The organism is Croceifilum oryzae, assembly GCF_030814315.1.
Taxonomy (GTDB): domain Bacteria; phylum Bacillota; class Bacilli; order Thermoactinomycetales; family Thermoactinomycetaceae; genus Baia; species Baia oryzae.
Map to the genome: position 1 here is coordinate 52,199 of NZ_JAUSUV010000007.1, position 13,983 is coordinate 66,181.

The following is a 13,983-nucleotide window of genomic DNA, read 5'->3' on the forward strand; positions in this document are numbered from 1 at the left end:
GTGATTTAATTCATGATAGAATAATGAATGTGAAGGTCTTTTCTTAATACAACAGGGAAAAGACCTTCAAGTAGAATGATAAGATATGTTTGATGTGGAGTTAGCAGATTTGAGTAAGGACTCCACAGATGTACTTTTCTTGACTAAGGAATGAAAAAACACAGTACTGGTTGGTAGTCCAGTCCATTAGTTCCTATAGGCTCTAATGAAGTAACCTTGCCTCCTCGGGCCCGTCCATCATTCCTCATTGTTGCATGTGTAAATAGAGGGGGAATTTCAGATGAAGTTAAAAGTGTTTCATGATGGTCAATTTTGGATTGGTGTGGTTGAAGAGGTAGTGGATGATCAATTACGTGCTGGTAAGGTGATGTTTGGAACAGAGCCAAAGGATACTGAAATATTAGAATTTGTAAACAACGAAATGCTGGTTTTTATGGAGAAACGTAAATTTCAACTTGAAATGAAAGTGAAGGAAAAGAAAATAAATCCCAAGCGTCTCTCTCGACAGGTATCAAGGGAAATGCAAACAGAGGGCGTTTCTGCCTATACTCATCAAGCCCTACAATTGGAGCTTCAGGCACATAAAAAAGAACGTAAAAACTTGACAAAAGAAGCGAAAGAGGCACTCGCCGAGAAAAAGTGGGAGTTGAAAAAAAACAAGAGAAAAGCGAAACATAGAGGTCATTAGGAGGAAAGAGATAGCGTGTACTTTCTTTCAAGGCACTCAAATTACAAGTTTTGAGAGATATACACAAGCGGTAAAATCAAAATAAAGAGGTGCCATTGATTTGGTGCCTTTTTGTATCTATGGTAGTGATTGATAAAATACCATCTGGAGGAAAAGGGATTGAATCGTATCATCCTGAAAGCGGAGGGCGTTCTTGTTTTAATGGGTAGTGTGACACTATATTTTTGCGCCTACCAAGGAGACTGGCTTTTGTTTTTCATTCTCTTTTTGTTCCCTGACTTGTCGATGATGGGTTATTCCATAAACGAGCGTATAGGAAAAATAGCATATAATCTGGGACATACATATATTTCTGGAATTCTACTGTTTATAGGCTGGCTGAATCATTGGGATTTCGTACAGCAGGTCGGACTAATCTGGATTGCTCATATTGCAATGGATCGGATGATTGGTTTCGGATTGAAATATGACACATTTCAGGATACGCATATACACCGATTGTGAATGGAGGGTTATGGTGCACAGGGGAACAACAGCAGCCACGATTACAAGTATCAATTGTGGCTGCTGTTGTGCGTGTGTATAGGTGGCGTATGGAGTTGTTTGGTTTGCGGATGAATCTACTGTTGATTAAACCAACCTTTGCGTTTAAACCAGGCAAGCATCCCTAAGCCTACGATCGTCATAAATCCAAGAATCATAAAATATCCATATCGCCACTTCAACTCTGGCATATGTTCAAAATTCATCCCATAAACTCCGACGATAAACGTCAGCGGGATAAAGATGGCGGAAATGACGGTTAGTGTTGTCATAATGGTATTCATCCGATAAGAGTTGAGAGACAAATAATTATCTCGAATATCAGAAGTGACTTCTCGACTTGATTCAATCACATAAGATAGCTTGATTAAATGATTGTAGATGTGCTGAAAATGGACTCGTTGGTCTTTTCCCTGGATAAATCGCTCTGAATTAATCACCCGGTATAATAAATCACTCATGGGAACTACTGTGCGACGTAGCTTAGACAAGTCCCTTCGAATTTGGAAAATCTGGTCGATGAGAGCTTTTGTGGTAGAACCTCTAGGCTTACTCTCGATTTCGTTTAACTGGTCTTCCGTGCGATGTGCAAATGGAAAATAAGCATCTACTAATTTATCAATTAACTTGTATGTAAGGAATACAGGCCCTTTTTGAACTAAATCTGGATGTTGAATGATCCTTTCCCAAATGCAATCGATTTCTTCTAAATTTGCATAATGAAACGAAACGAGAAAGTTCTCTGCTACAAACAGATCCACTTCTTCTAACTTCATATGAGGACCTTTCAAGGCATGAATGATGAGAAATTGATACCCTTCGTAATAATCGAGTTTGGGGCGTTGTAAGTGGTGCAAACAGTCCTCTATGGCTAGAGGATGAAAGCGAAAATGGTCTGTTAACTTAGATGTTTCCTCCATACTTGGAGCATTAAAATCAACCCAGTACCATTTAATTTGCGGATCGTTTAATTGTTGGAGTGGGATATCTAGTAGAAGTGTTCCATCCTTTTTTATAGCTAATGTGCGAATCAACATAATCACCCTCTATTGTGCAACATGATATCCCCCTATTTTACCTCATAATTCTACTGAAACCGAATGAAATGAGAAGAGTTGTTTTCTGTCTATCCAAAACAGCCGGGTATATGGTCAGGTCCACTTTGGTTTTGCACTGCCAGTGCGACGTCCTCACAGCTGAGCTGATGCCCCTTGAGTAATCAAGGATAATAAATTGACAGGAAAAAGCAGGAATATTTTATTCCTGCTTTTCTTATAGTCTATAGTAAGAAAGATAGACTAAGTTACTTCTTTTTCTAATCTGGATAAAGATAGGCCTTGAGTTACCTCTATCTGATCTATTTCTCTAAAGCCAAATTTCTCGTAGAGTTTTTTTGCAGGTATATTTTCTGCACCTGTGTGGACGATATATTTTGTTGTTCGAGTATGTTCGGTAAGCAGAAAGCTGAGTAGTTTTGCTCCAATCCCTTGGCGGAAATAGAAGGGACTTACTACTAGTCGATGAATGTCTACTACATTGCTCTCTATAATGAAACTAATGCTCCGGCTAGATTTTCTTCTTCCCAGTAGCCGAAAAAAATTTCTCTGCTAGACTGGATTTTTTCTACGGTGTCTTGTAGATGAGGGATCTCAGTAGATCCGATAATCTTTGCTTCTACCTGATAAGCAGGAATTTGGATATCTAATAGCTTTTGAACTATCTCTGGATTATGTACGTCTAGTTGTTGGATCATGACTTTCTCCTAGTCTAATTATCTTCGCAAGCAACGCCATTTTTATTACGATCTAGCTTGTACACTTTATAAGCATTCATATAAGCGGTAGCTTCTGCGCTAGAAGAGAAACTGCTACATGTTACTCCTTTTCCACGATAGGCTGGCTTGTTGCTAGGAGTGGAATTTTTTTGCGGGGATACACTTGGTTTATTTGTTGTCTGGTTTTTCTTTTGGCTTTCTTCTTGTTTTCTTTTATTTTCCTTTGATGTTTTCTCTATTTCAACGTTAGCTTTTTGCTTCTCTGTCTCCACTTTGGCTAGTTCTTGCTTCAGCTTGTCTGCTTCTACTTTAGCTAGCTCTTCCTGTTTCAGCTTATCTGCTTCTACTTTAGCTAGCTCTTCCTGTTTCAGCTTATCTGCTTCTACTTTAGCTAGCTCTTCTTGTTTCAGCTTATCTGCTTCGGTCTTAGCTAGCTTTTCTTGTTCATCCTTCTTAGAAGCGGTCACTTTACTATTATTTGGAGTTAGCGCTACTACGATTATGAAACATAAGAATAGAAGTGCTATGTTCCAACTTCTTTTGCCTAGTGTGGCCTTGCGGTAGGCTACTTTTTTGTGCCACTTTGTGGGATAAATGATCCCGATAAATAAAAATACACATAATAAACTGATAATAAACAGCATACTTGTCCTCCTCGAAATTGAATTTACATTCCCAATATATCAGACTTTGTGTCGCAATTGCGAGAGATTTACATTTTTATTCTTAATCTTCAGAGCACGCTAAGCGGTCTATCTAATGTAGAGCTTTTTCATAGGTGCAAAAAAGGAGCCCTGGAGAGATTTCCTTTCAGACTATGGAGATAGTCTGAAAGGAATCTCTGGGCTCTTCTTTGTTTATTCGTTTAGATTAGGGAGTTGCTCGTTTTGGATGTTAAATGCTTGTTTTACACTCCACGACTGTATTGTTTTCACAAGGGGCGGTGTGGTTATTAGATTCAGCTTTTTACCAATTGTGGTAATGGGCTCGACCTTGGTGGAGAATTGAAGTCCATCCACATGTTCAAGGAGTGGAAAATAGGATGGCTTAGATTGTGTAGTGGGTTTATGTAGGATTAGCTTCTTGTTTGTTTGTTGAGTTGACTGATGAATGAGGGAAGTCAGAATGGTCGGGATGTTATTCTTTGCTTCTGTTGTCCCTAATTGCTCATTTTGCTCAATCAAGCGAATGTGAATCTCTGGGGAGGCAGTTTGAGTGATGAATTCTTGGATACTCTGTATTTGTAAGAAAAATACATCTAAGCGAGTGGGTGATTCGATTTGAATCAAAGGAATCAAATTGCTTTTTAATGGATCTTTTGGCTCTGTTGCTTTTGTTGAAAGCAGGGGTAAGATTTTGCCTTCTTGGTTTAGTAAGTAGGGCTCTAGTTGAAAGGTGTTTTTTGGTTGATTGGATGGGTTTTCTTCTGGGTTGCTAGGTACAATCCATTGAACAGATTTATCTGTAGCGTTCTTAGACGGTGAAGCTTCTTTTTCAATAATGGCTGGTTGGCTTTGATCATCTGACAGCATCTGTTGCATGATGTTCGGCTGGATATTCGTTTGCGGTGTTAGTGTTTTTTGAGTGTGTGTAGCAGAGACTTGCTGTTTTTCTGGAGTTGTAAATGTTTGTTTGATTGGGGGCTTCTTGGCTGGATTGGCTTGATGTTTTTGAGTTGGAGAGACTGTTTGTTTTTCTGGATTTCCTGCTTTTTGTTTGCCTTTGTTTCCCTTCGCTGGATCGCCTTGTGTATTAGAGATTTTTTGTTTGACAGGGTTCATGGCTGTCTGTTCAAGTTTGTTTTCTTTGCTTAACGGATTTTTTTGCTTGGATGTATCAGGCATCTTTTGCTTGTCAGGTACTGTCATGCTTTGATTGGTGTTTTGTTCCTTTGCTTGCTGAGTTTCTTTGTTCACATTTGAAGTATCGATAGGGGTTTGAGCAATCAATTCGGGAAAGCCAGCTTGATCTCCTCGATAGGGCTCAACCACAGCAGGTTCAGATGGCTCTGTCTGGCTACTTTGGTCTGCTATCGGTTCCTTGGTCGCCTCTGGTTGTGGATTCGGAGTGGCTTGGGCTGTAAGTGAATGAGAAGTTGGCTGAGTCATGAAATACGTGATAGCAGAGCCTCCAGCGATCAAGAGGATGATGAGTAGGAAGGTCCAGCTCGGTCTCCATCTCCGGGATTTCGGTGTATGTTCAAATAGGTCTGGGTCTTGATCGTTATCTTCTAGATAAAATTCATTTCGCAAATTCTGATCCTCCTCGACAATATTTGGTAACATCTTACTATAATTTACAAAATTATGAAAGATAAAATATAAGAAAGAGATAGCTTGATTAGCTACCTCTTCGAAATTGTATCCTGTTCTTTTACACATAAATTGAGTCAATAATACCGCCACCGAGGCAGACTTCACCATCATAAAATACTACCGATTGACCAGGAGTGACAGCACGTTGTTTTTCATGGAATTGAATGTCCCATGTATCGCCATTCGCTTGGGGGATTACGGTAACGTCTTGATCTTTTTGACGGTATCTAAATTTGGCTGTACAAGAAAAGGGTTTTGTGGGCGCTTCTGTGTTTGCGAGCCAGTTTACTTCTGTTGCGATTAGTCCACTCGTATAAAGGGCATCGTGGTCATGTCCTTGGGCGACGTAGAGGGTGTTTTGAGACACATCTTTCTTAATGACAAACCAAGGTAGTCCGCCTTCACCTGCACCACCACCGATTCCTAAACCTTGACGTTGTCCCAGCGTATAATACATCAAACCATCATGCTTCCCTACGATCGTGCCATCTATTGTTTTCATATCACCTGGCTGTGCAGGCAAATAATTGCTTAAGAACTCTTTAAAATTTCGCTCTCCAATAAAGCAGATACCAGTGCTATCCTTTTTCTTTGCTGTATATAATCCAGCCTCTTCCGCTATTTTGCGAACTTCTTTTTTCTCTAGATGTCCGAGAGGGAAGAGTGTGTTTTTAAATTTGCTTTGTGGGACTTGGGAAAGGAAGTATGTTTGATCTTTATTAGGGTCAACACCTCGACAGAGTTGTCTCGTTCCATTTACTTCTTTTAATTGAGCGTAGTGACCTGTTGCCAGAAATTCTGCTCCTAATTGCTCAGCTTTTTGAAGAAATTCACCAAACTTGATTTCCCGATTACACATAATATCAGGGTTAGGTGTGCGTCCTTTTCGATATTCATCTAAGAAATAAGAAAAGACTTTTTCTTGATATTCTTTTTCGAAGTTAACAGAATAATAGGGTATACCGATTTGTGTAGCCACACGGCGAACATCTTCATAGTCTTCTGTAGCAGTACAATGACCGAATTCATCGGTATCATCCCAGTTTTTCATAAACAAACCGATTACATCGTAGCCTTGTTGTTTTAAAAGCCAAGCTGTAACAGAAGAGTCGACTCCACCTGACATTCCGACTACTACACGTTTATTTTGATTCGTCATTATGCATCTCTTTTCTATTTGTTATCCCTGTCAATAGTATGTAATTTTATTATAAACGATTTGGTCAAGAATGAACAAAAAGGAATTGGTAAATCTTATCACATAAGGGTTTTAGGAAGAAATCAAAATGTATATAATAGATATATTAATATGAAATTTACTCTCTGTGATTGCACAACTATGAAAAGTCTTCGATAAAACAAGGGAATTCGTTGTCAAAGGGAATCGAATCAAGTAAGCTTTAAGAATAAATGTGTCAGAATATGAGCCGAGGGATAGGAGGATTTATGAGGAAACTACCACTCAAACAAGTAATTTGTGTAACGGCTGCTTCAGTACTCATGAGCGGTTGTTCTTCAGTCGTACAGCAAATTCAAGAGACAACCGGAAATGAGATTCGTAAAGTGGAAGAATCTAAAGCCTCTGCACCAACGGAAATTAAGTCAAAGCAAGTGGTGAAAGAGATCCATGCAAGCCCAGGTCCTCATACGAAGATTGCGGATATTTTACAAGATCCAGGTAAAGGATCTTTTTCGGGTGATAGCTTTAACCAATCGAAAGTGTATCAAGCGTTGGATCAGATGCCAATTGGTTTAGAGCGAGATGCCGCTTTTCAATATCTCCTAGGTTTACTGGGAGAAAATTATAAGCAACTTGTAACCGTTTATGATGATGTGGAAATGGTTGACTTGCAAGAACAAGCACGGGTACTATCCGAGATTGCAAAAGACCATCAAGAGAAACCATTGACAGCGGAAGAACAAGCTGCGATTCATGCAGGAGCAGTGAAAAACAACCAAATCTTGTTCCTCATCGATGCAAGTCGTTCGATGGGAAAAGATTTACAGGGTAAAAGAAAGATAGAATGGATCAAGGACGCACTCACCCAAGCGACGAAAGCAATTCCAAAGGGTACTCAGGTTCATGTGAGGATGTTTGGAAAAGAGGGTGGAGTGGATGACAAAGATCCAGGACAATCTTGTAAGGATACCTCTTTACTATACTCAGGTGTTGAATGGACGGCTCCGGTGTGGTCAAAATCGATGACTCGATTAGAATCAAAAGAGGGTTGGAATCCAGTTGGTTTAGCGATTCAAGAAGGTACAAAGGATTTATCTGCCCATAAGGAGAAGAGTTATGAAAATCGTGTTGTTCTCATCACAGATGGTGTAGATAAATGTAATACAAATCCGAATCAACAAGCCAAGCAGTTGAGCGAGTCGGATTTGCACGCTGCTATTAATGTGATTTCCTTTGGTTCGAACCTACAAGAAGAAAAACAGGTTTCTTCGATCGCAGGTCAATCAGGGGGAGAATTTATCTCCATAAAAAATGGGGAGAAACTTACAAAGGCTCTCCAATCCGTTACAAAAGAAATCAGACAGATGGATTCTCCGTGGCAGGTACGTGCTCTGGAAAAGTCAGAAAAAACTTTTCAAAACACGCGTGATCAGTTAAAAGATCAGCATCAAAAACTGAGTGAAGTAACGAAAAATGAGCAAGAGCATCTCGAGGCCGCTAATGAATACATTTATAATCAATCTAAAATTGAAAAGACAGATTATGAACGCATTGGTCAGTGGATCGATCAGAGATATGAACAAGTGGATGGACACATTCAAAAGCAATATAAGAAGTCAGATGGAAAACTCCGCAAAGATTGGTTAAGCCAAGTGGATAACTTGGAAAAATCATGGGATAAAACAAATCCCAAAAACACACCCAATACATTTGCAGAAAAGAAAACAGAGATTTTGGGTGATGCCAAATGAACCATAACTTGAAATTGCCATATGAGATGATTTATGATGAACGCCTGCAAATTCGTCGTCCGATTCTTCATGTTGATTATGATGAGTTAGCGGTTGATGTACAGGCAGAGTTTGAACTTCTTTGTCAACAAGTATGTGCGTGTATTCCAGAGCAGATCAAGTGTTTTGAGATTGAGTATCTTCAGACGTTCGATTCGCTTAAAGAAGTAGAGGACGAAAGGTTGTTCTTTGCGATTAATGAACAATTAAATGATCTCTCTAGTAGAATTAGCGATTTAAATATCCTATTTCTCCATATTGAAGGGTCTTTCGTCTCCCATAGTGTTCATTCATAACATAGCAAAACATCCAGTTTGGTTATTGAGCCAAGCTGGATGTTTTTGTATGAATTCAAATGTTTAACCCCATAATAAGACAACAATGTGTCTTTCATTAGATAGTATTAAGTTTTTGTAAAGATTATTTTAACTTAGATTAAATTTATTCATGCATAATTAACTTTTCTCTTTTCAATCCCTAAATAGCAAGAGTAAGATTAGCCTTGTTTAATGGCAATTCAGTACTGGAGGGGTAAATGTGATTTTTAATCGTACAAAGGATCGTATCTTTTATCAAACCCTTATCGATGCGGCAAGCAACATTGTGGAAGCTGTACAACTTTTCCGTGAAAATGTTGAGACCCTAGAAGAAAAAGAAAAATACGCAGAACGACTTAAGGAATTAGAGTCAAAGGGTGATACCTATACTCACCTCATGATTAAGGAATTGAACTCTACATTCGTTACGCCGTTGGATCGTGAAGATATTTTAAATTTGGCAGTTAAATTAGATGATGTATTAGATGGTATTGAGGCTTGTGCGGCTCGATTCGTTTATTTCCATGTTAATAAATCGGCTCCGTACTTAGTACAATTTGCTGAGATTATTGTAAGCTCTGCGCTCTTGTTGCAAGAATCATTTATTGCACTAGAGAAAAAAGATTTCCAAAGTATTCGTAAGATCTCGATTGAAATTAATGACCTTGAAAATCAAGGCGATAAATTAATGCGTGATAGCTTGTATACGTTATTTGAAAATCCAAGTGATGGACTAGAGCTATTTAAGATGAAAGAAATTATCGAGAAACTAGAGCGTGTTACCGACTTATTTGAAGACTTGATGGATGTTATGGAAGGTGTGATTTTGAAGTATGCTTGATCCATTTTGGCTCGTCGTAGCGGTTATTGCCCTAGCGTTAATTTTTGATTTCACTAACGGTTGGCATGATACGGCAAATGCGATTGCGACAGTCGTGGGGACGCGTACGTTAAAACCATATACCGCCATCTTAATGGCCGCAGGTCTTAATTTAGTAGGCGCGTTTTTCTCGACAGCTGTCGCTAAGGCGATCGGTAAGGATATCGTAAATCCGAAAGCGGTGACGTTGGTAGTATTAGTGGCGGCACTGGCAGCTGTTATCATCTGGAACGTAATCACCGTATTAATGGGCCTCCCGACCAGCTCGTCACATGCATTGATTGGGAGCTTAGTAGGCGCGGCAGTTGCTTCGGCAGGATTTGATATTCTGCAAAGCAAAGGACTTATTACGATTTTAATTGGGCTCCTGATTTCACCCGTTTTAGGTGCCATCGTAGCGTTTATTTTTATGAAGATTATCCGAGCTTCCTTTGCGAATCAACCTGCTTCCCGTGTAAAAAGGATCTTTAAGCCGTTGCAGATTTTCTCTTCTGGATTTATGGCTTTTAGCCATGGTGCGGCAGATGCACAGAAGGCAATGGGCATTATGGCTCTTGCCCTACTGGTAGGAGGGTATCAGACCGAATTAAATATTCCTACTTGGGTCAAGATTTCAGCTGCCACAGCAATGGCGCTTGGTACAGCAATCGGTGGATGGAAGGTCATTCAAACGATTGGTTCCCGTTTGAGCCGCCTAGAGACACCACATGGCTTTGCTGCTGAGACGGCGGCGGCTACGATTTTGACGACAGTCGCAGGGATGGGGGTTCCGGTTAGTACCACGCATACGATTACAGGGTCGATTATCGGTACAGGGATTGCAGAGCGAATTCGCAGTGTTCGCTGGACTGTAGCGAAGAAAATCGTGTATGCATGGGTTCTTACTCTACCTGGAACAGCGATCATGGGTTATATCTTGTATACCGTACTAAGTTTCTTGGAACATTAAGCCTGGAGTCACTTGACTTCGGGTTTTTTCTATACTCGAAATCGGTGTATTTTTTCAGATAACATGCTATGATATGTGGCATATAGGATGCTAAGAGATATTTATAGCGTTTTGTGTACATAAGAGGAGGATTTTCTTTTGGAAAAGCAGATCAATTGGTTGGAGGAAGTTTCGAAGAGAGAAAGCCAATTATTAGAAGATACAAAAGGATTATTATCAATTCCTAGTATTTTAGATGAATCAACCGCTCGCGAGGGAGCACCATTTGGCGCAGAGGTTGCTAATGCGATTCAATATGTAACCAATCTAGGAGCGAGAGATGGCTTCCAAACGAAAAATGTAGATGGTTATGCGATGCATGTGGAGATGGGCGAAGGGTCGGAGCTGATCGGTGTACTTGCCCATGTGGATGTCGTACCTGTCGGAGAAGGTTGGACATCGCCTCCGTTTGAGCCGGAAATCCGGGATGGACGACTCTATGCTCGGGGAGCGATTGATGATAAAGGACCCGCAATGGCGGCTTATTATGGGATGAAATTGATTCACGAGCTAGGATTGCCTTTGTCTAAACGTGTGCGCCTTATTTTAGGAGGAGACGAAGAGTCCTTATGGCGTTGTATGAAACACTATTTTGCGAAGGAAGAGATGCCTTCAATGGGCTTCACGCCTGATGCTGATTTTCCAATCATCAATGCGGAAAAAGGATTTTATGATATTCAGGCAAACGGAACGACAGCAGCTTCTGTGACGGAAGCTGTAGAGGGAGTCTGGACGCTGGAATCGTTCCAATCCGGACAACGTGTGAACATGGTTCCCGACTTAGCCACGGCGGTACTCGTAGGGGAAGAGGACGTTTTTGAGTTAAAAGAGCAATTCCAAGATTTCTTGCTACAAAAGGGAATCCAAGGATATGCAGAAGAGGCGAATGAGCATGTGACCTTGGTTGTCCGCGGAGTTTCTCATCACGGATCGGAGCCGGAAAAAGGGCTAAATGCTGCATTAGAATTGGCTCGATTTTTAACCACTGTTAAGTTGGATGCAGTAGGTGGCCGTTATATTAAGTTGATTGATAGCTACTTGGTGGATAGCTTTTTCGGTGAGAAATTGGGGGTTGCCCAAGAGGATGAGAAAACCGGCGCTCTTACTGTAAACGCTGGAGTCTTCAACTATACAATGGGTGAGGGCGAAGGAGTACGATTAAACCTTCGTTATCCGATTTCGATTGATGATGATCAATTGCTTGAGCAACTTCGTGAGAAGCTAGCTGTGTATGACCTTGAGATTATCCATTATGATCGCAAGCGTGGGCATTATCTCTCACCTGATCATCCACTTGTATCCACATTGTCTCGTGTTTACGAAGAACAGACAGGGGATCCAGCTAAATTGATGGCAATCGGGGGAGCTACTTACGCGCGTGCGGCACAAAACTGTGTGGCATTCGGGCCTTTGTTCCCAGGTCGCCAAGAAGTGGCACATCAAAAGGATGAATTTATTGAATGGGAAGATATGATTCGGGCTACTGCGCTTTATGCTCAGGCGATCTATGAATTAGCGAAATAATCCCTGCCCAAATACGAGGAAAGACCTATAAGCGATTGAACTGCTTAAGGTCTTTCTTTTTGTTTTTGGGCGAGTTGATATATTTCGGCTACCAGGGAGTTTGGATCAACGCCTTCTTTGGGCAACGGACGAGCGATTTCGATCGGGACTCCGTGACTTGCTATTCTCTCATAAATAATTAAAAACTGGCCTTTCTTATAGAGCGGAGAATTATAATTATTTAGGTCAATGGGATCACGATCTTTGCTATCCACGATAAACTTGAGACGATATCCACTTTTTCCGGTAAATGAGCTTTCTTCGCTATAATCTAACGTTAGTTTCTCAATACTGGACCATTCTTCGATCTCATTTTGATTTATGCTCATAAATGTGTTGTATGTAATTCCATGAGGCGTGGCGAGTAAATAGTTATCAAAGGCTAAAACGACGGTTGGAGCCATGATCAGATAAAAAGCGGTAAACAGGTAGAAGCTGCGTTTGAGCGCGGTTACTCTTTTGCGATTTCGAAAGATGTTGTACAAGAATATGGGAAGCAGAAGAGCAAATATAAAAAAGATGGTGTATGAGAGATGGGTACTCATTAGATAGCTTTGATTGGGTACATGATAATTAATCTGTTGGGCGTACATGAGTAAGACCCAAATCCCTCCGGTGAGGATCGCTAATAGGGATAGTTTAAAGAGCCATCTAGCCAGTTTCATTTGTAGAATCCCTCCGTTCTCTTTCTCTATAGTGGATGGGTTAGGTTATGAGTTCATCAACTGATTGATTAGATTAACAAGGAACGTAAGTAGGTAAGCACTTGTGAGAGATGCTCGATCATGATATCGATGTCTTCTTTGGTTGTATCTTTTCCTAAGGTGATACGCATACTTTGGTGGGCGACTTCGTCTGATCGACCCATCGCACGGATCACGTGAGAAGAACGATGTTTTCCAGCGCTACAGGCAGAACCACTTGATACATAAATTTGTTGACGATTTAGCTCCAGAAGGATTGCTTGCCCCTCTACTCGATGAAAGCTGAGATTGATATTGTTAGGGAGGCGTTCGGTCGGGTGTCCGTTTAAGTCCACGTCGCCGATTTCCTGATGAATGCGTGACCAAGTATACTCTCGTAGCGTGGTTAGTCGCTCGGATTCTCGATGAATTTCTTGGACTGCGAGTTCAGTTGCCACCCCGAACCCAACGATAGCGGGTGTGTTTAAGGTAGAGGGACGAATTTCTCTCTCCTGTCCACCCCCGTAGAAAAGAGGTTCAATCCGGACTCCCTTTCGGATATAAAGAGCACCGATTCCCTTAGGACCATATAGTTTGTGACTTCCGATGGAAAGGAGATCGACTCCTAGATCTTCCACTGAACAAGGAACCTTTCCTATATATTGTACCGCATCTGTGTGAAACAAAATGGAACTATCTTGTAACAATTGACCGATTTCAGCAATGGGCTGAATCGTTCCCACTTCATTATTGGCAGACATGATGGTGACGAGAATTGTTTTTTCTGTGATTGCATTTGCAACATCTTGAACGTGTACCAGGCCATATGAATCCACAGGCAAATAGGTGACATGAAAGCCTTCTCGTTCCAAATATCGGCATGCTTCTAAAACAGCAGGATGTTCGATTGAACTGGTAATAATATGATTACCGTGATGCTTTCTTTTTCTCGCACTACCAATGATGGCTAGATTGTTCGCCTCGGTACCACTACTGGTAAAGATGACTTCACGGGGACTCGTTGCTCCAATGGCTTGAGCAATCTGCGTTCGTGCATGCTGAATCGCATCGTTTGATTGTTGTCCCAAATCATGGATGCTTCCCGAATTGCCATATTCTAATTGAAAATATGGCATCATAGCATCAAGAGCCTCTCCGCGGACGGGACTTGTGGCACCGTAGTCTAAATAAATGGTCTTCAATGCGAGATTCCCCTTTGTAAACGTCTGTTTTCATTATTCATTATACCGAATTAGGGAGCA

At 40.8% G+C, this 13,983-nt stretch carries 15 protein-coding genes; 7 read left to right on the forward strand and 8 right to left on the reverse strand.

From position 1 onward, the window contains the following. The first annotated feature begins 280 nt into the window (after window positions 1-280). Both J2Z48_RS08840 and J2Z48_RS08845 read left to right on the forward strand, forming a co-directional pair. The gene (locus J2Z48_RS08840) at window positions 281-688 is read left to right on the forward strand and encodes a YjdF family protein (RefSeq protein ID WP_307252763.1); all 408 of its coding nucleotides are present in this window, start codon (window positions 281-283) and stop codon (window positions 686-688) included. A gap of 159 nt (window positions 689-847) precedes the next feature. Continuing rightward, complete coding sequence (locus J2Z48_RS08845) at window positions 848-1,192, forward strand: DUF4260 domain-containing protein (RefSeq protein WP_307252764.1); 345 nt, start codon at window positions 848-850, stop codon at window positions 1,190-1,192. 116 nt (window positions 1,193-1,308) lie between these two features. Here the strand turns inward: J2Z48_RS08845 and corA are convergent, their stop codons facing one another. From corA to mnmA, 6 genes are all read right to left on the reverse strand, one after another. After that, window positions 1,309-2,265 carry a magnesium/cobalt transporter CorA gene (gene corA / locus J2Z48_RS08850; RefSeq protein ID WP_307253053.1) on the reverse strand — a complete coding sequence of 319 codons (957 nt, stop codon included), beginning with the start codon at window positions 2,263-2,265 and terminating at the stop codon, window positions 1,309-1,311. A 264-nt stretch (window positions 2,266-2,529) separates the two neighbouring features. Continuing rightward, window positions 2,530-2,817, reverse strand: coding sequence for a GNAT family N-acetyltransferase (locus tag J2Z48_RS08855; RefSeq protein WP_307253055.1), 288 nt, complete (start codon window positions 2,815-2,817; stop codon window positions 2,530-2,532). Beyond that, the gene (locus tag J2Z48_RS08860; RefSeq protein ID WP_307252765.1) at window positions 2,775-2,984 is read right to left on the reverse strand and encodes a hypothetical protein; all 210 of its coding nucleotides are present in this window, start codon (window positions 2,982-2,984) and stop codon (window positions 2,775-2,777) included. Before J2Z48_RS08860 ends, J2Z48_RS08855 begins: the two co-directional genes overlap by 43 nt. A gap of 14 nt (window positions 2,985-2,998) precedes the next feature. Continuing rightward, window positions 2,999-3,649 (reverse strand): excalibur calcium-binding domain-containing protein, encoded by a 651-nt coding sequence (locus tag J2Z48_RS08865; protein ID WP_307252766.1) that lies wholly within the window; start codon window positions 3,647-3,649, stop codon window positions 2,999-3,001. A gap of 213 nt (window positions 3,650-3,862) precedes the next feature. Continuing rightward, window positions 3,863-5,257 (reverse strand): hypothetical protein, encoded by a 1,395-nt coding sequence (locus J2Z48_RS08870; protein ID WP_307252767.1) that lies wholly within the window; start codon window positions 5,255-5,257, stop codon window positions 3,863-3,865. 121 nt (window positions 5,258-5,378) lie between these two features. Next, window positions 5,379-6,482: a tRNA 2-thiouridine(34) synthase MnmA gene (mnmA, locus tag J2Z48_RS08875; protein ID WP_307253056.1), complete on the reverse strand. Its 1,104-nt coding sequence runs from the start codon at window positions 6,480-6,482 to the stop codon at window positions 5,379-5,381. 284 nt (window positions 6,483-6,766) lie between these two features. Here mnmA and J2Z48_RS08880 point away from each other — a divergent pair, with 284 nt between their 5' ends. The 5 genes from J2Z48_RS08880 (at window position 6,767) to pepV (ending at window position 11,999) form a co-directional block, all read left to right on the forward strand. Then, a complete protein-coding gene (locus J2Z48_RS08880) occupies window positions 6,767-8,251 on the forward strand; it encodes a vWA domain-containing protein (protein WP_307252768.1) in 1,485 nt (494 codons plus the stop codon). Beyond that, on the forward strand, window positions 8,248-8,586 hold the full coding sequence (locus tag J2Z48_RS08885; protein ID WP_307252769.1) for a hypothetical protein: 339 nt from the start codon (window positions 8,248-8,250) through the stop codon (window positions 8,584-8,586). The genes J2Z48_RS08880 and J2Z48_RS08885 overlap by 4 nt, the downstream gene beginning before the upstream one ends. 241 nt (window positions 8,587-8,827) lie before the next feature. Beyond that, complete coding sequence (locus tag J2Z48_RS08890) at window positions 8,828-9,448, forward strand: DUF47 domain-containing protein (protein ID WP_307252770.1); 621 nt, start codon at window positions 8,828-8,830, stop codon at window positions 9,446-9,448. Next, window positions 9,441-10,436 (forward strand): inorganic phosphate transporter, encoded by a 996-nt coding sequence (locus J2Z48_RS08895; protein ID WP_307252771.1) that lies wholly within the window; start codon window positions 9,441-9,443, stop codon window positions 10,434-10,436. The genes J2Z48_RS08890 and J2Z48_RS08895 overlap by 8 nt, the downstream gene beginning before the upstream one ends. A gap of 138 nt (window positions 10,437-10,574) precedes the next feature. After that, complete coding sequence (gene pepV / locus J2Z48_RS08900) at window positions 10,575-11,999, forward strand: dipeptidase PepV (RefSeq protein ID WP_307252772.1); 1,425 nt, start codon at window positions 10,575-10,577, stop codon at window positions 11,997-11,999. A gap of 44 nt (window positions 12,000-12,043) precedes the next feature. Here pepV and J2Z48_RS08905 read toward each other — a convergent pair whose 3' ends face one another. After that, entirely contained in the window at window positions 12,044-12,703 is a 660-nt protein-coding gene (locus tag J2Z48_RS08905) for an Asp23/Gls24 family envelope stress response protein (protein ID WP_307252773.1), read from the reverse strand. Window positions 12,704-12,771: 68 nt separating this feature from the next. After that, window positions 12,772-13,923, reverse strand: coding sequence for a cysteine desulfurase family protein (locus tag J2Z48_RS08910; protein ID WP_307252774.1), 1,152 nt, complete (start codon window positions 13,921-13,923; stop codon window positions 12,772-12,774). Window positions 13,924-13,983 lie beyond the last annotated feature (60 nt).

What these genes read in the sequence shown, in the direction of transcription:
- J2Z48_RS08860 (WP_307252765.1), bottom strand. Translation starts at nt 2,984, where the DNA reads ATGATCCAACAACTAGACGTACATAATCCAGAGATAGTTCAAAAGCTA.
- J2Z48_RS08840 (WP_307252763.1), top strand. Translation starts at nt 281, where the DNA reads ATGAAGTTAAAAGTGTTTCATGATGGTCAATTTTGGATTGGTGTGGTT.
- J2Z48_RS08880 (WP_307252768.1), top strand. Translation starts at nt 6,767, where the DNA reads ATGAGGAAACTACCACTCAAACAAGTAATTTGTGTAACGGCTGCTTCA.
- J2Z48_RS08865 (WP_307252766.1), bottom strand. Translation starts at nt 3,649, where the DNA reads ATGCTGTTTATTATCAGTTTATTATGTGTATTTTTATTTATCGGGATC.
- J2Z48_RS08905 (WP_307252773.1), bottom strand. Translation starts at nt 12,703, where the DNA reads ATGAAACTGGCTAGATGGCTCTTTAAACTATCCCTATTAGCGATCCTC.
- J2Z48_RS08895 (WP_307252771.1), top strand. Translation starts at nt 9,441, where the DNA reads ATGCTTGATCCATTTTGGCTCGTCGTAGCGGTTATTGCCCTAGCGTTA.
- J2Z48_RS08885 (WP_307252769.1), top strand. Translation starts at nt 8,248, where the DNA reads ATGAACCATAACTTGAAATTGCCATATGAGATGATTTATGATGAACGC.